The following is a 22537-nucleotide window of genomic DNA, read 5'->3' on the forward strand; positions in this document are numbered from 1 at the left end:
GAGCTCGTCTAAAGGCGTGGCAGGTCGGAGAAGCGTTGAGCGCTTACTCGACGACCTTCGGCACGAGGAAGAAGTTCTGGTCGGTACCCGGCGCGTTGGCGACGATGTCGTCTGCCTTGTCGCCGTCGGTCACCACGTCTTGGCGCTTACGCATCTGCATGGGCGTGACGGAGGTCATCGGCTCTACGCCGGAAACATCGACTTCCGAGAGCTGCTCGACGAAGCCGAGGATACCGTTCAATTCACCCATCATGCGCTGCGCTTCCTCTTCGGTTACGGCAATGCGGGACAAGCGTGCAACACGCTTCACGGTGGCTAGGTCGACGGACATGATCTCTCTCCGGAATGGAAATTCTCTCTCGCTATACTGACCATGCCCGCCCTTCGCAACGAGTTTGGCCGCTGCAGCGGAATTGCCCAGCACATCCGCCGGCAGTGGATGGTTCCTGCTGCCGGCGGCGAAGGTTGAAGCGGGGCGGATCAGAACGTCAGCGTCGTGCCGACCTTCGGCGCCTCGACGCGGGTCTTCAGGCCTTCCATGCCCTTGACGAACTTGTCCGGCGTCTGGTCGACGATCGGGAACGAGCCGTAGTGGCACGGGATCGCGTGCTTGAAATCGAAGAACCGCTGGCAGGCGACGGCGGCAACCGCGCCGCCCATGGTGAACCGGTCGCCGATCGGCACGATGCCGATATCCGGCTGGTGCAGTTCGTTGATCAGGCCCATGTCGGTAAAGATGTCGGTGTCGCCCATGTGCAGCAGCGAAGGTTCGCCGTCGAAGTGCAGCATCAGGCCGTTGGCGTTGCCGAGCGCGTGCGACACGCCATCCTCGGTGATCTGCGCCGAGGAATGCTGCGCCTGGGTGAAGGTGGCGGTGAAGCTGCCGAAGCTGATCGTACCGCCGGTATTGCCCATTTCCAGCCGGTTGACGCCCTTGGAGCCAAGCCAGGCAGCGAGGTCGGCATTGGCAAGCACCACGGCACCGGTTTCCTGCGCCAGCGTGATCGTGTCGCCGACATGGTCGCCGTGGCCGTGCGTCAGCAAGATGTGGGTAATGCCGTCGGCCACCGCCTTGCGGTCCTGGTCGGCAAACGACGGATTGCCGGAGAAGAAGGGATCGATGAGGATCTTCGCATCTGCGGTCTCGATCCTGAATGCGGAGTGGCCAAGCCAAGTGATCTTCACGGAAAATCTCCTTGTTTTCGTTGAGGGATGATGTGATGGCTCAGGCGCGCGCCGAGCAGGTGAAATGGCAAGCGGATGTGCTTCCTCTGGCAGGCCGCGTCAAGCGGTCCGGGCAGATTGAAGTTGCGTAAGCACATAGGCGTCGTTCGGATAAAAGTAAGTAACGGCGACGAATTTCGCCGGTAGGAGGCTGTTGAGAATGGCGGTTGCGACAATCGAGGAACTGGCCGGCCTGCTTCTGCCCAGCCAGGCGATCGCCGGTCTCGATCTCGGCACCAAGACGATCGGTCTTGCGATGTCGGACCTCGGCCGCCGCTTTGCTTCGCCGCGGCCGGTGATCAAGCGGGTGAAATTCGCCAAGGATGCCGAGGTTCTTCTGGCTTTCGCCGCCAGGGAGAAGGTTGCCGCCTTCGTCATCGGCCTGCCGATCAACATGGACGGCTCCTCCGGCCCCCGCGTCCAGTCAACCCGTGCCTTCGTTCGGACAATGGCCGAGCGAACCGACATTCCCTTCGTCTTCTGGGACGAGCGGCTCTCGACGGTGGCAGCGCAGCGGGCGCTGCTGGAGATGGACGTGTCGCGGGCCAAGCGCGCCGAGCGAATTGATTCGGCGGCCGCCAGCTTCATCCTTCAGGGCGCGCTCGACAGGCTTTCTTCCCTGGCAACGGGAGCGGACACCCCGTAGCGGCCGCTCCACCAGGCGATGATCTGCCGGCGCTTGCGGAAGGCGACGATCGACATCACGATCAGGCTGTCGAAGGCGACGGCGCGTGCCACCAGCGGCGGCAGGATTTCCGGTTCGACGCCGAGGATGCCGCCATAGATCTCGAAGACGAGATCATGCGTCTGCCGTGTCAGCATGAAAAAGCCGAAGCTGATGTCGTTGTAGGAGAGCCAGTACCAACTGCCGAGCAGCAGCACGGGACCCGCCCAAAGGATCAGAAACCACTTCATGCGGCTCCTCCATTCATGGCCGTCTCGTCGGCCGGCAGCACACTCCAACGGACCAGAGCCATCATGCTCAGAACCGTGGCCGGGAACGCGATATCGAGGGGCAACACCGCGAAGAATACCAGCAACACAAGCAGCAATGCATAACTGAGGAAACGGTTTCCGCCCACGGACTGGCACGCTCTTTGTTGGTTAACAGGTGGTTAACGAGCAACCTAGAGCTTGAAGCACAAAGCGCAACGCAAAGCCGGAGACATGGTTAACGCGCCGACGTTCGCGTGTGGAGAACCCTTGATCCACCGGCATTTCGAGTAGTTTCAGGTGGCGGCCGGGTAGAGGAGATCGACCACGTAAGCGGCATCGAAGCGCGAATCGAGCATGCCGTAGGTCGTCCGCCAGCCGCCGGCGAGACGTGTCTCGAGGAAGGCGTCGGCGATCTTGCCAGCACCCAGCCGGAAGAGCTCGGCAGCGCCCGCAGCCAGCGCCAGCTGCTCGACCAGAAGCCTCGCCGCCCCCTCGTCTCGCTCGGCAAGCGCCATGGCGGCACGCAACACGTCGGTCGTCTTGCGCCCGCTCGGGCCGAGATCGCGCTCGAGTGCCGAAAGCACCGAATCGAACAGGTCGCGACCCCGGCTGAGGACACGCAGCACGTCGAGCGCCATCACGTTGCCGGAGCCTTCCCAGATGGCGTTGACCGGCGCCTCGCGGTAGTGTCGGGCGAGCGGCCGCTCCTCGACGTAGCCGTTGCCACCCAGGCACTCCATCGCCTCGTAGATCAGCGCCGGGGCGATCTTGCACACCCAGTATTTGATGACCGGCGTCATTACCCGGGCATAGGCTGCATCGGACGGATTACTGCCCGCCTTGTCGAAGGCTTCCGCCAGACGATAGGACAGCGCTGTCGCCGCAGCCACGTCGAGCGCCATGTCGGCGAGCACGCGCGTCATCAGCGGCTGGTCGATGAGGTTCTTGCCGAACACGCTGCGGCCGCGGCAATGATGCACGGCTTCGGCCAGCGAGGCCCGCATGATGCCGGCCGAGGCGAGCGCGCAGTCGAGCCTCGTCAGCGTCACCATGTCGAGAATGGTGCGGACGCCGGCACCGGCATCGCCCAGCAGGTAACCGAAGGCATCGGCGAACTCGACCTCCGCCGAGGCGTTCGAGCGGTTGCCGAGCTTGTCCTTCAGCCGCTGGAACTGCAGCCCGTTGGCGGTCCCGTCCTCCAGCAGCCGCGGCACCAGGAAGCAACCGATCCCCTCGTTCGCCTGGGCCAGCATGATGAAGGCGTCGCTCATCGGTGCGGACATGAACCACTTGTGGCCGGACAGCCGGTAGACGCCCTCGCCCACCCGCTCGGCAGTGGAACGGTTCGCCCGCACATCCGTGCCGCCCTGCTTTTCCGTCATTCCCATGCCGACGGTGATGGCGCTCTTCTGCAAGGCAGGGCGATTGGCGCTGTCGTACTTGCGCGACAGGATCCGTGGCACCCACTCCTTGTGGACGCGCGGCGAAGCCATCATTGCCGCAACCGAGGCGCTGGTCATCGTCAGCGGGCAAAGGTGGCCGCATTCCAGCTGGGCGGAAAGATAAAAGCGTGCCGCCCGGGCACGGTGCTGAGCGTTGCGCGATTCCGGCGCATTTTCCCAGATGGATGAATGAAGGCCGCTCGCCATCGACCGGCGCATCAGCGCGTGCCAGGCCGGATGGAATTCAACCGTATCCAGCCGCTCGCCCCGCGGACCGTGGGTCTTCAGCTTGGGCGGGCTCTCGTTCGCCATCCGCGCCAGTTCCTGCGCTTCCGGAGAGGTGACGTAGCGGCCCAGTGCGTCGAAATCCTCGCGGACAGACCGATGAAGGCCGGCGGTCAGATCCACCATCAGAGGATCGGTTCGATAGGCATTGATGCCGGACCAGAGGCTGGGCTGGTTCAGCTCGTTGAAGGTGTCATCGGTCCGCGTGATCTGATTCATGGAGCGTTTCTAATCGATATCTCTGGAAAATGCATGGGGATCTCAGTTTCTCAACGGATGCATCCGCTTGCCCCATGGCCCGCCTGTCTTTATAGACCGCGTGACATCAGCGGAGGACGTCTACGTGGCCTTGTTTCCCCACCGCCATCTCCTCGGGATCAAGGGCCTGACCGAGCAGGACATCACGATCCTTCTCGACAAGGCCGACGAGGCGGTCAAGATCAGCCGGCAGAGAGAAAAGAAAACCTCAACGCTGCGCGGTCTGACCCAGATAAATCTGTTTTTCGAAGCCTCCACCCGAACCCAATCCTCATTCGAACTTGCGGGCAAGCGCCTCGGCGCCGACGTCATGAACATGTCGGTCGGCAACTCGTCGGTCAAGAAGGGCGAAACGCTCATCGACACCGCAATGACGCTGAACGCCATGCGCCCGGACGTGCTTGTGGTTCGGCATTCGAGCGCCGGTGCCGCCGCGCTACTGGCGCAGAAGGTCGCCTGCTCCGTGGTCAATGCGGGCGACGGACAGCACGAGCATCCGACGCAGGCGCTGCTCGACGCGCTGACGATCCGCCGCGCCAAGGGCAAGCTGTCGCGCATCATCGTCGCCATCTGCGGCGACGTGCTGCACTCGCGGGTCGCCCGCTCCAACATCCTCCTGCTGAACGCCATGGGCGCGCGGGTGCGGGTCGTGGCGCCGTCTACCCTGCTGCCCGCCGGCATTGCGCAGATGGGCGTAGAGGTCTTCCATTCCATGGAAGAAGGTCTGAAGGACGCCGATGTCGTGATGATGCTGCGCCTGCAGCGCGAGCGCATGTCCGGCTCCTTCGTCCCATCGGTGCGCGAATACTTCCACTTCTACGGGCTGGACGCCGAAAAGCTGAAGGCGGCCAAGGATGACGCGCTCGTCATGCATCCGGGGCCGATGAACCGCGGCGTGGAAATCGCCTCAGAGGTTGCCGACGGACCGCAGAGCGTCATCGAAAGCCAGGTGGAAATGGGTGTCGCCGTGCGCATGGCGGTGATGGAGACGCTGCTGGTCTCGCAGAACCAGGGTCCGAGAACAGAGGAATACGGCGCATGAGCAAGCCGCTCGTCTTGAACAATGTCCGCATCCTCGACCCGTCACGCAACCTTGACGAAACCGGCACCATCGTCGTTGGCGAAGACGGCCGCATCCTTGCCGCGGGCCGCGATGCTCAGAACCAGGGCGCGCCCGACGGCGCGACGATCCGGGATTGCCGTGGACTGGTGGCCGTCCCCGGCCTCGTGGATGCACGGGTCTATGTCGGGGAGCCCGGTGCGGAGCACCGTGAGACAATCGGATCCGCCAGCCTGGCAGCGGCAGCCGGCGGTGTGACCAGCTTCATCATGATGCCGGATACCAATCCGGTTCTGGATGATATCGCGCTCATCGAATACGTCCGCAACAAGGCGCGCGACAAGGCAGTCGTCAACGTCTACCCGGCCGCGGCCCTGACGCGTGGCCTCGAAGGCACCGAGATGACGGAGATCGGCATGCTGGCCGCAGCCGGCGCGGTCGCCTTCACCAATGGTCGTCATTGCCTTGCCGACACCCAGATGCTCCGCCGGGCGATGACCTATGCCCGCGAATTCGGCGCCGTCGTGTCGCTCGAAGCGCGGGACCCTTATCTCGGCGTCAACGGCGTGATGAATGAAGGATTGTTCGCCAGCTGGCTCGGACTTTCAGGCGCGCCGCGCGAAGCCGAACTGATCCCGCTCGAGCGCGACCTGCGCATCGCCGGCCTGACCGGCGCCGACTATCACGCGGCAAAGATCTCGGTACCGGAATCCGCTGAAGCCGTGCGGCTCGCCCGATCGCGCGGCGCCAAGGCGACCTGCGCCGTCTCGATCAATCACCTGTCGCTCAATGAAAACGACATCGGCGAATATCGCAGCTTCTTCAAGCTGTCGCCGCCGCTGCGCACCGAGGATGACCGGCAGGCGATGGTGGATGCGCTGGCTGCCGGCACGATCGACATCATCGTCTCTTCGCATGATCCGCAGGACGTCGATACCAAGCGCCTGCCGTTTGCGGATGCCGCCGACGGCGCGATCGGCCTCGAAACCATGCTGGCTGCCGCCCTTCGCCTGCACCACGCCGACCGCGTGCCGCTGATGCGGCTGATCCACGCCATGTCGACACGTCCGGCACAGATCTTCGGCCTCGATGCCGGCACGCTGGCGCCGGGCGCCAAGGCCGACATCACGCTCATCGACCTTGATGAACCCTGGCTTGTCTCCGAGGATACGATCGTCTCGCGCTCGAAGAACACGCCGTTCGAAGATGCCCGTTTCAGCGGCCGCGCGGTCTCGACCTATGTGTCGGGGCGTCTCGTCCACAACCTTTGAGGAACGACTGAGATGAGCGAACTCTTCGACTGGCAGATCACGCTCCCGATCGCACTTGCGGCTCTGGCCCTCGGCTACCTGCTCGGCTCCATCCCGTTCGGCCTCATTCTCACCAAAGCCGCCGGCCTTGGAGACGTGCGTTCGATCGGCTCGGGCAATATCGGCGCGACCAACGTTCTTCGCACCGGTAACAAGAAACTGGCGGCGGCGACGCTGCTGCTCGATGCATTCAAAGCGACAGCCGCAGCACTTCTCGCCGGCGCGCTCTGGGGCCCGGATGCGGCGATCCTTGCCGGCTTTGCCGCATTCATCGGCCACCTGTTTCCGGTGTGGATCGGCTTCAAGGGCGGCAAGGGCGTCGCAACCTATATCGGCACCCTGCTTGGCGTGGCGCCGGCGATGGTGCTGGTGTTCGCGTTTGTCTGGCTGGCGATTGCCAAGCTCAGCCGCTACTCATCCCTATCCGCGCTCGTGGCAACGCTGGTAATTCCGATTGCATTGTGGATCGTAGGCGACCATAAAATTGCAGTCATCATGGCGGTCATGACCGTCATCACCTACTGGAAGCACAAAGCGAACATCGAGCGGTTGATCAACGGCACGGAAACCAGGATCGGCCAGAAGGGATAAGGCTGCATGTCCTCCGGCGGCGCACGGCGGAAGGGGATTGCGCTGACGGACAAACAGAGGATCGCCTGGCTCCGCCTGATCCGGAGCGACAATGTCGGACCCTCGACCTTTCGCGACCTCATCAACCACTTCGGTTCAGCCGAAGCGGCGATAGCAGCTCTTCCGGAATTGTCGCGGCGTGGGGGTGCAGCCCGCGCCATTCGCGTCGCGTCCGTCGAGGATGCGGAACGGGAACTTGGTCTGGCGGACCGGCTCGGCGCCCGGCTCGTCGGCATCGGTGAGGACGACTACCCGCCTGCGCTCCGTCAGACCGATGGCGCACCGCCGCTGCTGGCGATGAAGGGCGACTTCTCCATCTCTCAACACCCATCGGTCGGAATCGTCGGCTCCCGCAATGCGTCGATCAGCGGTGCCAAGTTCGCAGCGATGATGGCGCGCGACTGCGGACAGGCAGGCTATGTCGTGACATCGGGCCTGGCGCGCGGCATCGACACGGCAGCCCATCGTGCCAGTCTCGATACCGGTACGATCGCCGTGCTGGCCGGCGGGCTCGACCAGCCCTACCCGCCCGAGAACATCGACTTGCTGCGGCAGATCACCGATGGATCTGGATTGGCGGTCAGCGAGATGCCACTCGGCTGGGAGCCGCGGGCTAGAGATTTCCCCCGCCGCAACCGACTGATCGCCGGGATCTCGCTCGGCGTTGTCGTTGTGGAAGCCGCCGACCGGTCCGGCTCGCTGATCACCGCGCGCATGGCGGCCGATTTCGGCCGTCTCGTCTTCGCCGTTCCCGGCTCACCGCTCGATCCGCGCTGCCATGGCACGAACGGACTGCTGAAGCAGGGTGCGATCGTCACCACCGGGTCCGCCGACGTCATCGAGGCCCTGGCGCCGATCTCGGAGCTCGATGCGCACGGTCCGCCGGTGATCGAGGAACCCGGCGACGACCGGCCGCCCTTCTCGATGCTGCCGCCGGAACAGAGCGCCCGCACCCGCATCCTCGATGCGCTCGGACCGACTCCCGTCGAGATCGACGATGTCATCCGGCATACCGAACTGCCCGCTTCCACAGTCTATCTTGTGCTTCTAGAGCTGGATCTCGCCGGTCGGCTGCACCGGCATCCGGGCGGCCTAGTGTCGCTCTCGATGATCGATTGACAGACTGCGGCGACCCGCCTGCAGGTCGCCGGCCTCCACATAGGCCATCTCGATCAGGTAGCAGAGCATGTCGGCGCGCTCCTGAAACGCGACCTGGCGCAGTTGGCCAAGCATCTGCAGGATGTAGGCAATGTTTGCCGCCGTGTCGCCGACAGATCCGGTTTCGCCCCGCTGAGTTCCCATTGCCGCCATCCGCCCCAACTGAAACTCGCGCTAAAGGCGCAGTTCATTGCCGTCATCTCAACCTGACATTATTTATCCCAGATTGCAACTAACGCGATTACTGCTTCTGGTTGCATCAGGTGGTGCCTGGCTAAAAATGGGCGTTACCTCTTGACCGCGAGCGAAAGCCCATCCATGTCGAGAGGTCAGATTTTGAGCACAGGCACCTGAGCCTGAAGCCTCTCGCACGCCCCAGAGAACCAATATGAACGTTGTCGTCGTCGAATCTCCGGCCAAGGCCAAGACCATTAACAAGTATCTTGGCCCTGGCTACAAGGTTCTCGCCTCCTTTGGTCACGTCCGAGACCTGCCTGCCAAGGACGGCTCGGTACTGCCCGACCAGGACTTCGAAATGACGTGGGAGGTCGATACGGCGTCGGCCAAGCGGATGAAGGACATCGCCGATGCGGTGAAGAATTCCGACGGCCTGTTCCTGGCAACCGACCCGGATCGCGAGGGTGAAGCGATCTCCTGGCACGTGCTGGACCTCCTGAAGAAGAAGAAGGTCATCGGCGACAAGCCGGTCAAGCGCGTCGTCTTCAATGCGATCACCAAGAAGGCCGTGCTCGATGCCATGGCCAATCCGCGCGACATCGACACGCCGCTGGTCGACGCCTATCTCGCCCGCCGGGCGCTGGATTACCTGGTCGGCTTCAACCTGTCGCCGGTCCTGTGGCGCAAGCTGCCGGGTGCCCGTTCCGCCGGCCGCGTTCAGTCGGTGGCACTGCGCCTCGTCTGCGACCGCGAGTCCGAGATCGAGCGCTTCGTTGCCGAGGAATACTGGAACCTCTCGGCGCTTCTGAAGACGCCGCGCGGCGACGAGTTCGAAGCCCGTCTTGTTGCAGCCGACGGAAAGCGGCTTCAGGCACGCGGCGTGAAGAACGGCGAGGATGCCGGACGGCTGAAGGCGCTTCTCGAAGGCGCCAGCTATACGGTCGAAACCGTCGAGGCCAAGCCGGTCAAGCGCAATCCCGGCCCGCCTTTCACCACATCGACACTGCAGCAGGCGGCTTCCTCCAATCTCGGCTTCTCCGCCTCGCGCACCATGCAGGTGGCGCAGAAGCTCTATGAAGGCATCGAGCTCGGCGGCGAGACCGTCGGTCTCATTACCTATATGCGTACCGACGGTGTGCAGATGGCGCCGGAAGCCATCGATGCTGCCCGCGTCGCAATCGGCGAGCAGTTCGGCGCTCGCTACTGCCCGGAAAAGCCTCGCTTCTATTCGACCAAGGCAAAGAATGCCCAGGAAGCTCACGAAGCGATCCGTCCGACCGACTTCAATCGCTCGCCTGACCAGGTGCGGCGCTTCCTCGAAGGCGACCAGCTGCGCCTGTATGAACTGATCTGGAAGCGCGGCATCGCCAGCCAGATGGCATCGGCGGAGATGGAGCGCACAACGGTCGATATCGAGGCATCCAATGGCACCGAGCGCGCCGGTCTGCGCGCCGTCGGCTCCGTCGTTCGTTTCGACGGCTTTCTCGCCGCCTATGTGGACCAGCGGGAGGAAGGCGATGCCGCGGAGGATGACGATGATGGTCGCCTGCCGGAGATCAACGCGCGGGAAAAGCTTGTCAAGAGCAAGGTGAACTCCAGCCAGCATTTCACCGAACCGCCGCCGCGCTATTCGGAAGCGTCGCTGATCAAGAAGATGGAAGAGCTCGGCATCGGCCGTCCGTCCACCTATGCCGCGACGCTGAAGACGCTGAGCGACCGCGAATATGTGACGATCGACAAGCGCAAGCTCACGCCACAGGCCAAGGGCCGGCTGGTGACGGCGTTTCTCGAAAGCTTCTTCACCAAGTATGTCGAATATGACTTCACGGCCGACCTTGAGGAAAAGCTCGACAAGATCTCGGCCGGCGAACTCGACTGGAAGCAGGTGCTGCGCGATTTCTGGAAGGATTTCTTCGGCCAGATCGACGAGACGAAGGAACTGCGCGTCACCAATGTGCTGGATGCACTGAACGAGGCGCTGGCACCGCTGGTCTTCCCGAAACGCGACGATGGCAGCGATCCGCGGATCTGCCAGGTGTGCGGCACCGGCAACCTGTCGCTGAAGCTCGGAAAGTACGGCGCCTTCGTCGGCTGCTCCAACTACCCGGAGTGCAACTTCACGCGCCAGCTGTCGTCGGACGGATCGGAAGCCGAAGCTTCGGCGCTCTCGGAGCCCAAGGCGCTTGGCGCAGACCCGCATACGGGCGAGGAACTGACCCTTCGCTCGGGACGCTTCGGCCCCTACATCCAGCGTGGCGACGGCAAGGAAGCCAAGCGCTCGTCTCTGCCGAAGGGCTGGAAGCCGGAGGATATCGACCACGAGAAGGCGCTCGCCCTGATCGGTCTGCCGCGCGACATCGGCAAGCATCCCGAAAGCGGCAAGATGATCTCCGCCGGCCTCGGACGTTACGGACCGTTCGTGCTGCACGATGGAACCTATGCCAATCTCGAAAGTATCGAGGACGTCTTTTCCATCGGCCTCAACCGGGCGGTGACGGTGCTGGCCGACAAGCAGAGCAAGGGCCCCGGACGCGGCCGCAATGCAGCCGTGGCGCTGAAGGAACTCGGCGACCATCCGGATGGTGGTCCGATCGTCGTGCGCGAAGGCAAGTACGGCCCTTATGTCAACTGGGGCAAGGTCAATGCCACCCTGCCGAAGGGCAAGGATCCGCAGTCGGTGACGGCCGAGGATGCGCTGGCACTGATCGCCGAGAAGGCCGGCAAGATGCCGGCGCCGAAGACGAAGGCGAAGAAGGCACCTGCAAAGGCTGCGACCGCAGCTGCCAGGACGACCGTGACCAAGGCCGCCGCAACGAAGAGCGCGGCCAAGACGAAAACCGCCGCCAAGCCGAAGGCCAAGGCGGCACCGAAGGTGAAGAAGACAGGCACGTGACGAGAGAACCGCGGGAAGGCAAGCGTATCAAGGCCGGTGGACCGACCCTATCGGTGCGTGCCGGAAAGCCGGCACAGGCAGAGCGTCCGGCGATCGTGCATGGCGTGGTGCCGCCACGGGAGATCCTTCTCGAGTTCATCTCCGACAACCCTGATCGCGCATCCAAGCGCGAAATCGCCAAGGCGTTCGGCCTGAAGGGCGACGCCCGGGTCGAGCTGAAGGACGTGCTGCGGGATCTCGAAGCCGAAGGATTGCTGCAGAAGGGCCGCAAGTCGCTGACGCGACCGGGCGCGCTGCCGCCGATGACGGTTCTCGACATCACCACCCGCGACAAGGATGGCGACCTCATCGCCCGGCCGGCCGAATGGTTGGACGAAGCAGGCGTCGCGCCGGCCGTGCTCATCCGCCAGTCTTCCGGCGATCGCGGCAAGGGCAAGACGCCGACCGCCGGTCTCGGCGACCGCGTCCTGGCAAAGATCTTCCCCAACAAGGACCGCTCCGGCCCCGCCTATACGGCGCGCGTCGTCAAGGTCATCGACAAGCACCGCAACGCCGCACTGGGCGTCATCCGCATGATGCCGGAGGGCGGTGCGCGGCTGATGCCGATTGATCGGCGCAGCGAGGAAATGCAGATCTCTGCCGCTGATCTCGGCGATGCCAAGGACGGCGACCTGATCGAAGCCGACGTCCTGCGCGGCGACCGGTTTGGCTTGACCCGCGCCAAGGTGCTGACCGTCGTCGGCTCCGTCGCCACGGAAAAGGCGATCTCGATGATCGCCATCTATTCGCACGGCATCCCGCACATCTTCCCGCAGGCGGTCCTGAACGAGGCGGATGCCGCCAAGCCTGCCAGCCTGTCGAAGCGCGAAGACTGGCGCAACGTACCGCTGGTGACCATCGATCCGGCCGACGCCAAGGATCATGACGACGCCGTGTATGCCGAACTCGACCCGAGCCCCGACAATCCCGAGGGCGTTATCGTCACCGTCGCCATCGCCGACGTCTCCTGGTACGTGCGCACCGGCTCGCCTCTCGACCGCGAAGCGCTGAAGCGCGGAAATTCGGTCTATTTCCCGGACCGCGTGGTGCCGATGCTGCCGGAGCGGATTTCCAACGATCTCTGCTCCCTGCGGGAAGGCGAAGACCGTCCGGCGCTTGCCGTGCGCATGGTGTTCTCCAAGGAAGGCCGCAAGGCCAGCCATACCTTCCATCGCGTGATGATGAAGAGTGCCGCGAAGCTATCGTATCAGCAGGCGCAGGCGGCGATCGACGGCAAACCCGACGACAAGAGCGGGCCGCTGCTCGAACCGATCCTGAAGCCGCTGTGGCACGCCTATGGCGTGATGAAACGCGGCCGCGACCGGCGCCAGCCGCTGGAGCTGGATATGCCGGAGCGCAAGATCAAGCTGAAGGAAGACGGCACCGTCGACAGCGTCGTCATTCCCGAGCGCCTCGATGCCCACAAGCTGATCGAGGAGATGATGATCCAGGCCAACGTCTGCGCTGCCGAGACGCTGGAAAAGAAAAAGCAGCCGCTGGTCTACCGAATCCACGATGCGCCATCGCTCGCCAAGCAGGAAACGCTGCGCGAGTTTCTGGCGACACTCGGCATTCCGATGGCCAAGGGCGGCGAAATGCGCGCCAACTCGTTCAACGGCATTCTCGCCAAGGCAGAGAACACGGCACATCAGGTGATGGTCAACGAGATGGTGCTGCGCTCGCAGAGCCAGGCCGTCTACAGCCCGGACAATATCGGTCACTTCGGCCTCAACCTGATGAAATACGCGCATTTCACCTCGCCGATCCGCCGCTACGCCGACCTGATCGTGCACCGCGCGCTCGTCGGTTCGCTGGCGCTCGGCGAAGGCGCCATCACGCCGGAGGAAGAGGCGCAGCTCGAGGATATCGCGGCGGAAATCTCGACCTTCGAACGCCGTGCGATGGCGGCCGAGCGCGATACCATCAACCGGTTGATCGCCCACCATCTGGCAGAGCGGGTCGGCCAGCAGTTCGAGGCTCGAATTTCAGGGGTCACCAAGTCGGGACTTTTTGTCGCGCTGCCCACCTATGGCGCCGATGGCTTCGTGCCCATATCTACGCTCGGAACGGACTACTTCCATTACGACGAGAGCCGTCAGGCGCTGGTCGGCGAACGGAGCAGCCTGGGCTACCAGATTGGTGACCCAGTCGACGTGAAGCTTGTCGAGGCCATCCCGCTTGCAGGCGCGCTGCGCTTCGAGATGCTGAGCGAAGGGCGCAAGATGTCTCCGGCGACGCGGTCCTTCCACAAGGCGGGACGACGGGAACGCCGGACGACGCACAAACCAGGTACGCGACCGCCCCGCCGCGGGCGGTAGGAGATTTTCGACGATGACAGCCGCAAGCGATCATGCGCATGAGCCGGTGGACGGTCTGCACTACGGTGACGCCGGTCGGCCCGAACGACCGCTGGGCCGCTCGATACTCCGTGGCCTTCGCTGCAAATGTCCGAACTGCGGCAGCGGCCGGCTTTTCCGCGGCTTCCTGAAGCCTGTCGATGCCTGCGCAGTCTGCGGCGAGGACATCCACCACCACCGCGCCGACGACCTGCCGCCCTACCTCGTCATCTTCGTCATCGGCCACGTGACGGTCGGCGGCTTCATGATGACCGACATGATCTGGCCGCTGTCGATTTGGGTCCATCTGGCGATCTGGACGCCGATCACCATCGCCATGGCGCTCCTGTCGATGCAGCCGGTCAAGGGCGCCGTGATCGGCCTGCAATGGGCCCTGCGGATGCACGGCTTCGGCAAGCAGGACGAGAGTTTCGATCCTGGTCGCGGCGGCCCGCTGGAATGAGCCCCGGCGACGGCCTGGCGGCCGCCGGCAAAGCTGGGGAGCAGGATAACGCGGAGCGTCCGCGGCACTCACTGCGGCCACGCGCCTCTGCATCGATCATCCTGATCGATCGTCGGGCTGGCATCCCCCGCCTCCTCGTCGGCAAACGCGGCAGCGGGCACGCCTTCATGCCCGACCTGTTCGTATTCCCGGGCGGACGGCGAGATCCTCGCGACCACGCGCTTCCATTTCAAGAAGACCTGCGGCCCGAGGTCATCGACAAGCTGATCCTCAGCGGCGCGCCGCGAATGACGGCTGGCGGCGCAAGGGCGCTAGCGCTTGCGGCTGCTCGCGAGCTCGAAGAGGAAACCGGTGGCCGGCTCAACGGCTGCCAAACGCCGCGCGGCTGGGCGCCGGATCTCTCCAGTCTGCGCTACATCGCCCGGGCCGTCACGCCACCCGGCGCAATCCGGCGCTTCGACAACCGGTTCTTCGCCACATTCATCGACGAAGCTCGCATCGATCCCGGCCTGTTGCGGGAGAGCGAGGAATTGAACGAGCTCCGCTGGGTCGACATCAACGACCTGGAGTCCGTCAAAATGCCAGCCATTGTCAGCGCCGTAGCCGGTGACTTGAAAATTTCACTTGAGTTGGACGGTGCTTTGCCGTTTGGAAGCCCATTGGTGGTTTATACGAACCGCGACGGTCAATTCTTGCGCAGTCGGCTGTAACGATGGATGCACTTTCTAAGGAACGGCAGATGGCCAATACGGCGGGCGGCGATAGCGGCCACCGGGAAGAAATCCACTGGCCGTCGCTGGTGGCTGCGATTTCCGCCATCAGTGCCGTCGGCATCGCCATCGGTCTCGGGCTGCCACTGCTCAGCATCATCCTGGAGAAGCGCGGCATCTCGTCGACGCTGATCGGCCTCAACTCGGCGATGGCCGGCATCGCGGCGATGGCGGCGGCTCCCGTCACCACCAAGCTCGCCCATGAGTTCGGCGTTGCGAGGACCATGCTGTGGGCGGTGGTCATCTCCGCCATCAGCGCGCTCGGCTTCTACTATGCCGCCGATTTCTGGATGTGGTTCCCGCTGCGGGTCGCCTTCCATGGCGCCGTGACGACGCTATTCATCCTGTCGGAATTCTGGATCAACGAAGCGGCGCCCCCCCGACGGCGCGGGCTGGTGCTCGGGATCTACGCGACCGTGCTTGCCATCGGCTTCGCAATCGGACCGTTGCTGTTTTCGGCGATCGGCAGCGAAGGCATCCTGCCCTTCCTGATCGGGGCTGCGGCAATCCTCGTCGCCTTCATCCCCATCTACATCGCGCGCAACGAGAGCCCGGTGCTGAGCGACCGGCCGCAGCAGCATTTCCTGCGCTACGTCCTCCTCGTGCCGACCGCCACGGCCGCCGTGTTCGTGTTCGGCGCCGTGGAAGCCGGCGGACTGTCGCTGTTCCCGATCTATGCCAATCGCTCCGGCCTGACGGAATCGGATGCGGCTTTGCTGCTGACGGTAATGGGCATCGGCAACATGGTCTTCCAGATCCCGTTCGGAATGATATCCGACCGCCTCAAGGATCGCCGCCCGATGCTGTTCCTGATGGCTCTGGCTGGCCTGGTGGGAGCACTCGCGCTGCCGTCGCTCATCGGCAACTGGTGGCTCATGGCCGGCCTCCTGCTCGTCTGGGGTGGCTGTGTGTCCGGCTTGTACACGGTCGGCCTTGCGCATCTCGGATCGCGACTCACCGGCTCGGATCTCGCCGCCGCCAATGCCGCCTTCGTCTTCTGCTACGCAGTGGGCACGGTTGCCGGTCCGCAGGCGATCGGCGTATCCATCGATGTCTCGGGCAATGACGGGTTTGCCTGGGCATTGGCAGGCTTCTTCGCCCTTTATGTGCTGATATCCCTCTTCCGCGGGCTTTTCCGCCGAGAACGGACTTGACTTTCCGGGCGCGATTTGTAGTTTCGCGCCAGATTTCGCCGTGGATTGCGCTTAGGCATCCGCGGCCCGATTTTTATTAGAGGCAGGAAGACCATGGCGAAAGCTACGACCATCAAGATCAAGCTGCTGTCGACGGCCGATACTGGTTTCTTTTACGTCACGACGAAGAACAGCCGTACGATGACGGACAAGATGACGAAGACCAAGTACGACCCGATCGCTAAGAAGCACGTCGACTTCAAGGAAACGAAGATCAAGTAACTCTGATCCTCGATCCCATTCAAAAAGGCGCGGTACCGCAAGGTCCCGCGCCTTTTGCGTTTCCGGTCCTGCTATCGGATGAGGTTGCGTCTGCCCCAGGTCACGGGACATGACAGGCCAATCCCTCCCCGGCCGGTGCTGGACGCCTCGAAGGTCCTGTCTCGATTATTTCAAAGTCGGGAGATCGGTGATGGCGGGGGCCGGCCGACATGCAAAGCGGCACGAGGAACCGCGTGATATGCATGCCGGCCAGCCAACCCCACGACCCAGGAGATGCGGCGGACCTGAGCATCATGGGGTATGACTGTTCCCTGAGGAACTTATTCCGCTATAGTAAACTCGCGTAGATCGGCAGAAAAATCAACCTATTCTTAACGGGCTGCGCAAATCTCATGCAACATGGTTAAAAACGGGACGGTTGCTGCAAAGTTCAAGCATTGGTTATCGACACTTCGTGCGGTGCCGGCAGGCTGACAGGCTTTTCTTCCTGCCTTCCATACAAGGCTGTCGACAGGTTCCGAGTGTTTGCTTCAGGTCGATATTACGCCGCTGCTGCGACAACACGATTACGGCCGCTGCCCTTGGCCTCATAAAGTGCGCGGTCTGCCTGCTTGAGCAACTGCTCCGGCGTTTCGATGCCGGTTACGTTGGTTGCCAGCCCGAGAGACGCCGTAACCTTCAGATTGACCGCACCGGCATTAAGCTCGAAGGAGATGGATTCGATCATTCCGCGCAAGCGCTCAGCGATGGCCGCTGCTGCATCCGCATCGGTGTCAGGCATGACAACGACGAACTCCTCGCCGCCGTATCGGCAGGCGAGATCCGCGCCCCGCACGGTCGAGCGGATCCGGCGGGCGAACTCCTTCAGCACCTCGTCGCCGACATCGTGGCCGTAGGTGTCGTTCACCAGCTTGAACCGGTCGATATCGGTAATGCAGACGGACAGCGGACGGCCACGCGCGGCCGCCCGGTTGAACAGCGTCTTCAGATGGTTGTCGAGGTAGCGCCGGTTGTGAAGGCCCGTCAGGCCGTCGGTGACCGCCAGTTCGATCGATTGTCTTACGCTGGTGCGCAGCAGGTCGTTGTAGCGCTTGCGCTTCATCTGGGTCAGCGTGCGGGCCACCAGCTCGTTCGGATCGAGCGGCCGGACGATGTAATCGTTGACGCCGAGGTCCAGCGCCCGAATGATGACGTCCTCTTCGCCGAGTTCCGTCACCAGCAGCAGCGGCAGGAAACGGGTCCGTTCAAGCATGCGCAGCTGCGAGCACAGGCGCAGCGGGTCGTAGTCATCGCCGCTGCCGTTGACGATCACGAGGTCGAACGGGTTCTCAGCCGCCTCGAACACGGCGGCCTGCGGATCCGACATCGCGGTGACTTCGGCCACCGGCTTCAGTGCCTTGATGATCCGCTCCTGCGAGCTTGCCCGCCCGTCGACAAGCAGCACCTGACCCGGCGCGTCCAGATGATCAAGCTTGGTCACGTCGTCGATGCCGATGTGCAGGGCGGTCTCGGCGCGGATGCGCAATTCGTCGCTGAGCGTCTTCAGGCGCACCAGGCTCTTGACGCGGGAGATCAGCTGCAGGTCGTTGACCGGCTTGGTCAGGAAGTCGTCGGCACCGGCCTTCAGGCCGCGAACCCGGTCGGTCGGCTGGTCGAGCGCCGTCACCATGACCACCGGGATATGCGAGGTCGCGGGATTGCCCTTCAGCCGCTCGCAGACTTCGAAACCGTCCATGCCCGGCATCATCACGTCGAGCAGGATGATGTCGACAGGCGTCTTGGCGACGATCTCGAGCGCCTTGAATCCGTCTTCGGCCGTCAGAACGTCGAAATACTCCGCCAGAAGACGCGCTTCGAGCAGCTTCACATTGGCCGGGATATCATCGACGACGAGGATCCGCGCAGTCATCCGTCACGCTCCCTCAGGCATCGCCGAGATAGGTCTTGATGGTTTCCAGAAACTTGGGCACCGAGATGGGCTTTGAGACATAGGCCTCGCAGCCGCCCTGCCGGATGCGTTCCTCGTCACCTTTCATGGCAAATGCGGTAACGGCGACGACCGGTATGACATGCAGTTCGTCATCTTCTTTCAGCCACTTCGTCACTTCCAGCCCCGACACTTCCGGTAGCTGGATATCCATGAGGATCAGGTCGGGGCGATACTTGCGGGCAAGGTCCAGCGCTTCCATGCCATTGCGGGTCTGGATGGTGGTATAGCCCGAAGCTTCGATCAGATCGCGGAAGAGCTTCATGTTGAGCTCGTTGTCTTCGACAATCATCACCCGCTTGGGCATTTGCGTATCCTTAAATCCAGCCTTACAAGCAGCTTGTCGAGATATAAGCTCGCGGGCGGCCGATTCCATCATTGGAAACGGTAGACTAAAGTCATTTGGTTGAAGAAAAGGTAACTTGTTCGTTCATGCGTCCTGACACCGGCAAATCGCAGCGCCTCCCCTCGCCCGAAGAGACGGCCGGCGCCATTCTTCAGTGGCTGGCGAACGAGCCGGAAATGCTTAGCCGATTCCTGACGCTGTCGGGCGTCCAGCCGGGGCAGATGCGTGCTGCCATGGACGATCCGGGATTCCTTGCCGGGATGATCGATTTCGTCATGGCGCACGAGCCGACGCTTCTCGCTTTCTGCGAGGCGAGCGACTGGAAACCGGAGGCCGTGGTCAGCGCCTGGCAGCATTTCTCCGGCCCGGGGCTGGATTCGGGCCAATACTGATGGGCGAGATCGTCGACCTCGCAAACTTGCGGCTGAGCGACCGGCCCCTGGCGGTCTGTGACGTCGATGACGTGGTGCTGGAGTTCCTGACGCCGTTCCAGGGGTTTCTCGGCAGCCTAGGGCACCGGCTGGTGCCGCGATCCTACAGGCTGCACGGCAATATCGTCTCGGCTGCCGACGAGATGCCGTTGGCCGACGCTGCCGTCAGCCAGTTGATCCTCGACTTCTTTGCCGCCCAGGAGACCTGGCAGACACCCTTCGGCGACGCCGTGTCGGCACTGACGGAGATCGGTGCCGAGGCCGATGTGGTGTTCCTGACCGCCATGCCGCCGCGCTACACCGAGATGCGCCGCCGCCTGCTCGACAGGCTCGGCCTGCCGTTCCCGCTGCTGGCGACCGAAAGTGCGAAGGGGCCGGTCGTCAGCCAGATGCACGGCAACCGACCGCTGCCGCTCGCCTTCATCGACGACATGGCGCACAACCACGTGTCCGTCGCCGACAGCGTTCCGGAATGCCTGCTCGTGCATCTGATGCCGGCATCCGAAATGCACCGCCATGCACCCAAGCCCGGCCCGCACGTGGTTCAGGTGAAGGACTGGCAAGCGGCTTTGACGGCCCTGCGTCGACATTTCGCCAGCGCCGCCTGATCCGGCGGTCAATCTGCCGGCCATCGGTTCGGAGCGCTTGCCGCGGTGAACCAACCGGCCTATGGTCGGGATCGTTCAACCTTTGTTCCCGAGATGACTCGCTCCTTCGCCACCGATCCGGGCTTCTGTCGCGACTGCCTGACCGGGCAGGCGGAGGGTCGGCGACGTTGCACCAAGTGCGGCAGTCCCCGCCTCGTCTACCATCCCTCGCTCTACGACCTTGCCATTGCCCATATCGACTGCGACGCCTTCTATGCCTCTGTCGAAAAACGCGACAATCCGGAGCTGGCCGACAGACCGGTGATCATCGGCGGCGGCAAGCGCGGCGTCGTCTCGACCGCCTGCTACATCGCCCGCATCAGTGGCGTGCGCTCAGCCATGCCGATGTTCAAGGCGCTGGAAGCCTGTCCGGACGCCGTGGTCATCAGCCCCAACATGGAAAAATACGTGACTGTGGGGCGGCAGATCCGCACGCTGTTCCAGGAGCTGACGCCGCTCGTCCAGCCACTGTCCATTGACGAAGCCTTCCTCGACCTGTCGGGCACCGAACGCCTGCACCAGGACCCTCCGGCCCGAATTCTCGCCAGACTTGCCCGTCGGGTGGAGAGCGAGATCGGCATCAGCATCTCTGTCGGCCTCTCCTACTGCAAGTTCCTCGCCAAGGTGGCCTCCGACCTGCAGAAGCCGCGCGGCTTCTCGGTAATCGGCGAGGCGGAAGCGCTCGAGTTCCTGGCCCCGCGCCCCGTTACCACCATCTGGGGCGTCGGCAAGGCCTTTGCCGCGACGCTGGAGGCGGATGGCATCCGCACGATCGGCCAATTGCAGCGAATGGAGGAAGGCGACCTGATGCGCCGCTACGGCAGCATGGGCCAGCGCCTCTTCCGCCTGTCGCGCGGCATCGACGAGCGCGTGGTGCATCTGAACGATGCGGCAAAGAGCGTCTCGGCCGAGACCACCTTCTTCGACGACATCTCCCGCCACGAAGAACTGGTGCCGATCCTGCGCAGGCTTTCCGAGAAGGTGTCCGCGCGGCTGAAGAAAGAGGGCATCGCCGGACAGACCGTCGTTCTGAAGCTGAAGACCGGCGACTTCAAGAGCCGTACCCGCAACCGGCGGCTGGAAGACCCGACACTGCTTGCCGACCGCATCTTCCGCACCGGTCTGAGCCTCCTGGAGCGGGAGACCGACGGCACGCGGTTCCGGCTGATCGGGATCGGCGTCACTGATCTCACCGACATGGCCCGGGCCGATCCGCCGGACCTCGTCGATGCCCAGGCGAGCCGACGGGCGGCGGCGGAAGCCGCGATGGACCGGTTACGCCACAAGTTCGGCACCGGCGCCGTGGAGACCGGCTACACGTTCGGCACCGGGCGGCGCATCAAGCAACCGTGATCCGCTTTTCCACAGCGTGCGAGAGCCTTTCGCCCGGCGTCTAAACCTTCCTTAAATTTCGAGGCGTATTGTCCGGACCTTGGTTCTGCGTAAGAGGTCCCCATGTTGAAGCGCGCCGCAATCCTGGCTGCCCTCGTCGCAAGCTGCGCGACTTCGGTTGCCGCAGCCGACGATCCGCGCAGCCTGCAGATCATCGTGTCGAAGGACAGCCAGTCGCTTTCCGTCTATGACGGCGGCAGGGTGGTCGCGACCTCCAAGGTTTCGACCGGAAAGCAGGGCCACGAGACGCCGACCGGCATCTTCTCGGTGCTGGAGAAGCGCAAGTTCCACAAGTCCAACATCTACTCAGATGCGCCGATGCCCTACATGCAGCGGCTGACCTGGTCGGGCATCGCGCTGCACGAATCCAACAGCGTGCCGAACTATCCGGCCTCTCACGGCTGCGTGCGGCTGCCGGCGGCGTTTGCAAAATCGCTGTACCAGATGACCGGCCCCGGCGTTCACGTGATCATCAGCGACGCGGCCGTCGCACCCGTTGTCATCGACCATCCGCTCCTGTTCTCGCCGCCGGCGCAGCGCCCGGCCGGCGATCTGCTCTCCGACGTGCCGCTTCGCCCCTCCTCCGCGCACAGCTCCATCGAACAGATCGAAGTGGCGATGAACATGCCGAGGGCGCCGCTGAACATCTTGAGCGACCGTGCCGCGACAAGCGCCGACGAGCCGGAACCGCTGCGCATCCTCATCACCCGCCGGACCGACCGGGAGACGATTGCCGACGTACAGGCGATGCTGACCGAGCTCGGCTTCGACGCCGGCACGCCGGACGGCGTTGCCGGATCGGCGACCCGCAGCGCCGTCGAGGCGTTCAAGCGGTGGAAGGATCTGCCGGCCAGGGGCGGCATTCTGAGCGCCGCCTTCCTCAAGGCGATCTATGCGAGCGCCGACCGCCCGGCGCCGCCGAAGGGCCAGCTGATGGTACGCCGGGGGTTTGCGCCACTGATTTCTGAGCCGGTCGACATTGCCCGGCCGGAGATCGCGCTCGGCACGCATTTCTACAGCCTGACGGCCATCGACCGCGGCCGCGGCAAGGCCAGCTGGCAGGGGCTGACGCTTGCCAACGCTCTGCCGGCCGCGACCGCCAAGCGACTTGGCATCACATCCGGTGAGACTGCAGGCGAGAGTAGCCTCAAGGGCGTCCTGGACCGGATCTCGATCTCCGACGACCTGCGCCGGCGGATCTCGGCGATGATCTCCACAGGCAGCTCAATGACGATCACCGATGCCGGCACCGAGAGCGAGACCGGCAAGGGCACCGACTTCATCACCGTCACCCACGGCGGCGCCAAAGGCTGACATCCACCTTGCCGCTCATGCCCC

22 protein-coding genes are annotated in these 22537 nt (G+C 63.7%); 15 read left to right on the forward strand and 7 right to left on the reverse strand.

The window, feature by feature from the left end; genetic code table 11:
• Positions 1-43: 43 nt before the first annotated feature.
• Both gatC and AAIH46_RS07180 read right to left on the reverse strand, forming a co-directional pair.
• Positions 44-331 (reverse strand): Asp-tRNA(Asn)/Glu-tRNA(Gln) amidotransferase subunit GatC, encoded by a 288-nt coding sequence (gatC, locus tag AAIH46_RS07175; protein WP_430305061.1) that lies wholly within the window; start codon positions 329-331, stop codon positions 44-46.
• Positions 332-480: 149 nt separating this feature from the next.
• Positions 481-1185, reverse strand: coding sequence for a metal-dependent hydrolase (locus AAIH46_RS07180; RefSeq protein WP_430305062.1), 705 nt, complete (start codon positions 1183-1185; stop codon positions 481-483).
• A 199-nt stretch (positions 1186-1384) separates the two neighbouring features.
• On the opposite strand from AAIH46_RS07180, the gene ruvX reads away from it, so the two are divergent.
• Positions 1385-1870, forward strand: coding sequence for a Holliday junction resolvase RuvX (gene ruvX / locus AAIH46_RS07185; protein ID WP_430305064.1), 486 nt, complete (start codon positions 1385-1387; stop codon positions 1868-1870).
• Here the strand turns inward: ruvX and AAIH46_RS07190 are convergent.
• Positions 1816-2139 (reverse strand): DUF6105 family protein, encoded by a 324-nt coding sequence (locus tag AAIH46_RS07190; protein ID WP_430305065.1) that lies wholly within the window; start codon positions 2137-2139, stop codon positions 1816-1818. The genes ruvX and AAIH46_RS07190 overlap by 55 nt on opposite strands.
• Before the next feature lie 314 nt (positions 2140-2453).
• Positions 2454-4106, reverse strand: coding sequence for an acyl-CoA dehydrogenase family protein (locus AAIH46_RS07195; RefSeq protein WP_430305067.1), 1653 nt, complete (start codon positions 4104-4106; stop codon positions 2454-2456).
• Between the two features lie 124 nt (positions 4107-4230).
• Between AAIH46_RS07195 and AAIH46_RS07200 the strand changes: the two genes are divergently transcribed.
• From AAIH46_RS07200 to dprA, 4 genes are read left to right on the forward strand one after another with little or no spacing between them, the layout of a single operon-like run.
• Positions 4231-5187 carry an aspartate carbamoyltransferase catalytic subunit gene (locus AAIH46_RS07200; protein ID WP_430305068.1) on the forward strand — a complete coding sequence of 319 codons (957 nt, stop codon included), beginning with the start codon at positions 4231-4233 and terminating at the stop codon, positions 5185-5187.
• Complete coding sequence (locus AAIH46_RS07205; RefSeq protein WP_430305069.1) at positions 5184-6476, forward strand: dihydroorotase; 1293 nt, start codon at positions 5184-5186, stop codon at positions 6474-6476. Before AAIH46_RS07200 ends, AAIH46_RS07205 begins: the two co-directional genes overlap by 4 nt.
• A 12-nt stretch (positions 6477-6488) precedes the next feature.
• Entirely contained in the window at positions 6489-7106 is a 618-nt protein-coding gene (gene plsY / locus AAIH46_RS07210; RefSeq protein WP_430305070.1) for a glycerol-3-phosphate 1-O-acyltransferase PlsY, read from the forward strand.
• Positions 7107-7112: 6 nt separating this feature from the next.
• Positions 7113-8264 (forward strand): DNA-processing protein DprA, encoded by a 1152-nt coding sequence (gene dprA, locus AAIH46_RS07215; protein ID WP_430305072.1) that lies wholly within the window; start codon positions 7113-7115, stop codon positions 8262-8264.
• On the opposite strand, the gene AAIH46_RS07220 is transcribed toward dprA, so the two are convergent.
• Positions 8238-8447, reverse strand: coding sequence for a hypothetical protein (locus tag AAIH46_RS07220; RefSeq protein ID WP_430305074.1), 210 nt, complete (start codon positions 8445-8447; stop codon positions 8238-8240). The two genes, dprA and AAIH46_RS07220, sit on opposite strands and share 27 nt — an antisense overlap.
• 244 nt (positions 8448-8691) lie before the next feature.
• On the opposite strand from AAIH46_RS07220, the gene topA reads away from it, so the two are divergent.
• From topA to rpmG, 6 genes are all read left to right on the forward strand, one after another.
• Complete coding sequence (gene topA, locus AAIH46_RS07225) at positions 8692-11373, forward strand: type I DNA topoisomerase (RefSeq protein ID WP_430305075.1); 2682 nt, start codon at positions 8692-8694, stop codon at positions 11371-11373.
• Positions 11370-13730, forward strand: coding sequence for a ribonuclease R (rnr, locus tag AAIH46_RS07230; protein WP_430305076.1), 2361 nt, complete (start codon positions 11370-11372; stop codon positions 13728-13730). The genes topA and rnr overlap by 4 nt, the downstream gene beginning before the upstream one ends.
• Positions 13731-13743: 13 nt before the next feature.
• Positions 13744-14211 carry a DUF983 domain-containing protein gene (locus tag AAIH46_RS07235; RefSeq protein WP_430305077.1) on the forward strand — a complete coding sequence of 156 codons (468 nt, stop codon included), beginning with the start codon at positions 13744-13746 and terminating at the stop codon, positions 14209-14211.
• A complete protein-coding gene (locus AAIH46_RS07240; RefSeq protein ID WP_430305078.1) occupies positions 14208-14921 on the forward strand; it encodes an NUDIX domain-containing protein in 714 nt (237 codons plus the stop codon). Before AAIH46_RS07235 ends, AAIH46_RS07240 begins: the two co-directional genes overlap by 4 nt.
• Positions 14922-14950: 29 nt before the next feature.
• Positions 14951-16135 (forward strand): MFS transporter, encoded by a 1185-nt coding sequence (locus AAIH46_RS07245; protein ID WP_430305079.1) that lies wholly within the window; start codon positions 14951-14953, stop codon positions 16133-16135.
• 93 nt (positions 16136-16228) lie between these two features.
• Positions 16229-16396, forward strand: coding sequence for a 50S ribosomal protein L33 (gene rpmG, locus AAIH46_RS07250; RefSeq protein ID WP_116405487.1), 168 nt, complete (start codon positions 16229-16231; stop codon positions 16394-16396).
• Positions 16397-16937: 541 nt separating this feature from the next.
• Here the strand turns inward: rpmG and AAIH46_RS07255 are convergent.
• Both AAIH46_RS07255 and AAIH46_RS07260 read right to left on the reverse strand, forming a co-directional pair.
• Entirely contained in the window at positions 16938-18305 is a 1368-nt protein-coding gene (locus tag AAIH46_RS07255) for a PleD family two-component system response regulator (RefSeq protein ID WP_430305080.1), read from the reverse strand.
• Between the two features lie 13 nt (positions 18306-18318).
• On the reverse strand, positions 18319-18690 hold the full coding sequence (locus AAIH46_RS07260; protein ID WP_430305081.1) for a response regulator: 372 nt from the start codon (positions 18688-18690) through the stop codon (positions 18319-18321).
• A gap of 125 nt (positions 18691-18815) precedes the next feature.
• Between AAIH46_RS07260 and AAIH46_RS07265 the strand changes: the two genes are divergently transcribed.
• The 4 genes from AAIH46_RS07265 (at position 18816) to AAIH46_RS07280 (ending at position 22513) form a co-directional block, all read left to right on the forward strand.
• Positions 18816-19121, forward strand: coding sequence for a DUF3572 domain-containing protein (locus AAIH46_RS07265; protein ID WP_430305082.1), 306 nt, complete (start codon positions 18816-18818; stop codon positions 19119-19121).
• The gene (locus AAIH46_RS07270; protein ID WP_430305084.1) at positions 19121-19768 is read left to right on the forward strand and encodes a hypothetical protein; all 648 of its coding nucleotides are present in this window, start codon (positions 19121-19123) and stop codon (positions 19766-19768) included. Before AAIH46_RS07265 ends, AAIH46_RS07270 begins: the two co-directional genes overlap by 1 nt.
• Before the next feature lie 93 nt (positions 19769-19861).
• Positions 19862-21160: a DNA polymerase IV gene (locus AAIH46_RS07275; protein WP_430305085.1), complete on the forward strand. Its 1299-nt coding sequence runs from the start codon at positions 19862-19864 to the stop codon at positions 21158-21160.
• A gap of 102 nt (positions 21161-21262) precedes the next feature.
• On the forward strand, positions 21263-22513 hold the full coding sequence (locus AAIH46_RS07280) for a L,D-transpeptidase family protein (protein WP_430305086.1): 1251 nt from the start codon (positions 21263-21265) through the stop codon (positions 22511-22513).
• Positions 22514-22537 lie beyond the last annotated feature (24 nt).

It is taken from the genome of Rhizobium sp. 0TCS1.26 (assembly GCF_050455525.1).
GTDB lineage: Bacteria > Pseudomonadota > Alphaproteobacteria > Rhizobiales > Rhizobiaceae > Neorhizobium.

Bases quoted from the DNA above. Each gene is read 5' to 3' on its own strand.
- gatC (WP_430305061.1), bottom strand. From the start codon at position 331: ATGTCCGTCGACCTAGCCACCGTGAAGCGTGTTGCACGCTTGTCCCGC.
- ruvX (WP_430305064.1), top strand. From the start codon at position 1,385: ATGGCGGTTGCGACAATCGAGGAACTGGCCGGCCTGCTTCTGCCCAGC.
- AAIH46_RS07190 (WP_430305065.1), bottom strand. From the start codon at position 2,139: ATGAAGTGGTTTCTGATCCTTTGGGCGGGTCCCGTGCTGCTGCTCGGC.
- AAIH46_RS07195 (WP_430305067.1), bottom strand. From the start codon at position 4,106: ATGAATCAGATCACGCGGACCGATGACACCTTCAACGAGCTGAACCAG.
- AAIH46_RS07205 (WP_430305069.1), top strand. From the start codon at position 5,184: ATGAGCAAGCCGCTCGTCTTGAACAATGTCCGCATCCTCGACCCGTCA.
- plsY (WP_430305070.1), top strand. From the start codon at position 6,489: ATGAGCGAACTCTTCGACTGGCAGATCACGCTCCCGATCGCACTTGCG.
- dprA (WP_430305072.1), top strand. From the start codon at position 7,113: ATGTCCTCCGGCGGCGCACGGCGGAAGGGGATTGCGCTGACGGACAAA.
- AAIH46_RS07220 (WP_430305074.1), bottom strand. From the start codon at position 8,447: ATGGGAACTCAGCGGGGCGAAACCGGATCTGTCGGCGACACGGCGGCA.
- topA (WP_430305075.1), top strand. From the start codon at position 8,692: ATGAACGTTGTCGTCGTCGAATCTCCGGCCAAGGCCAAGACCATTAAC.
- AAIH46_RS07235 (WP_430305077.1), top strand. From the start codon at position 13,744: ATGACAGCCGCAAGCGATCATGCGCATGAGCCGGTGGACGGTCTGCAC.
- AAIH46_RS07240 (WP_430305078.1), top strand. From the start codon at position 14,208: ATGAGCCCCGGCGACGGCCTGGCGGCCGCCGGCAAAGCTGGGGAGCAG.
- AAIH46_RS07245 (WP_430305079.1), top strand. From the start codon at position 14,951: ATGGCCAATACGGCGGGCGGCGATAGCGGCCACCGGGAAGAAATCCAC.
- rpmG (WP_116405487.1), top strand. From the start codon at position 16,229: ATGGCGAAAGCTACGACCATCAAGATCAAGCTGCTGTCGACGGCCGAT.
- AAIH46_RS07255 (WP_430305080.1), bottom strand. From the start codon at position 18,305: ATGACTGCGCGGATCCTCGTCGTCGATGATATCCCGGCCAATGTGAAG.
- AAIH46_RS07260 (WP_430305081.1), bottom strand. From the start codon at position 18,690: ATGCCCAAGCGGGTGATGATTGTCGAAGACAACGAGCTCAACATGAAG.
- AAIH46_RS07265 (WP_430305082.1), top strand. From the start codon at position 18,816: ATGCGTCCTGACACCGGCAAATCGCAGCGCCTCCCCTCGCCCGAAGAG.
- AAIH46_RS07270 (WP_430305084.1), top strand. From the start codon at position 19,121: ATGGGCGAGATCGTCGACCTCGCAAACTTGCGGCTGAGCGACCGGCCC.
- AAIH46_RS07275 (WP_430305085.1), top strand. From the start codon at position 19,862: ATGACTCGCTCCTTCGCCACCGATCCGGGCTTCTGTCGCGACTGCCTG.
- AAIH46_RS07280 (WP_430305086.1), top strand. From the start codon at position 21,263: ATGTTGAAGCGCGCCGCAATCCTGGCTGCCCTCGTCGCAAGCTGCGCG.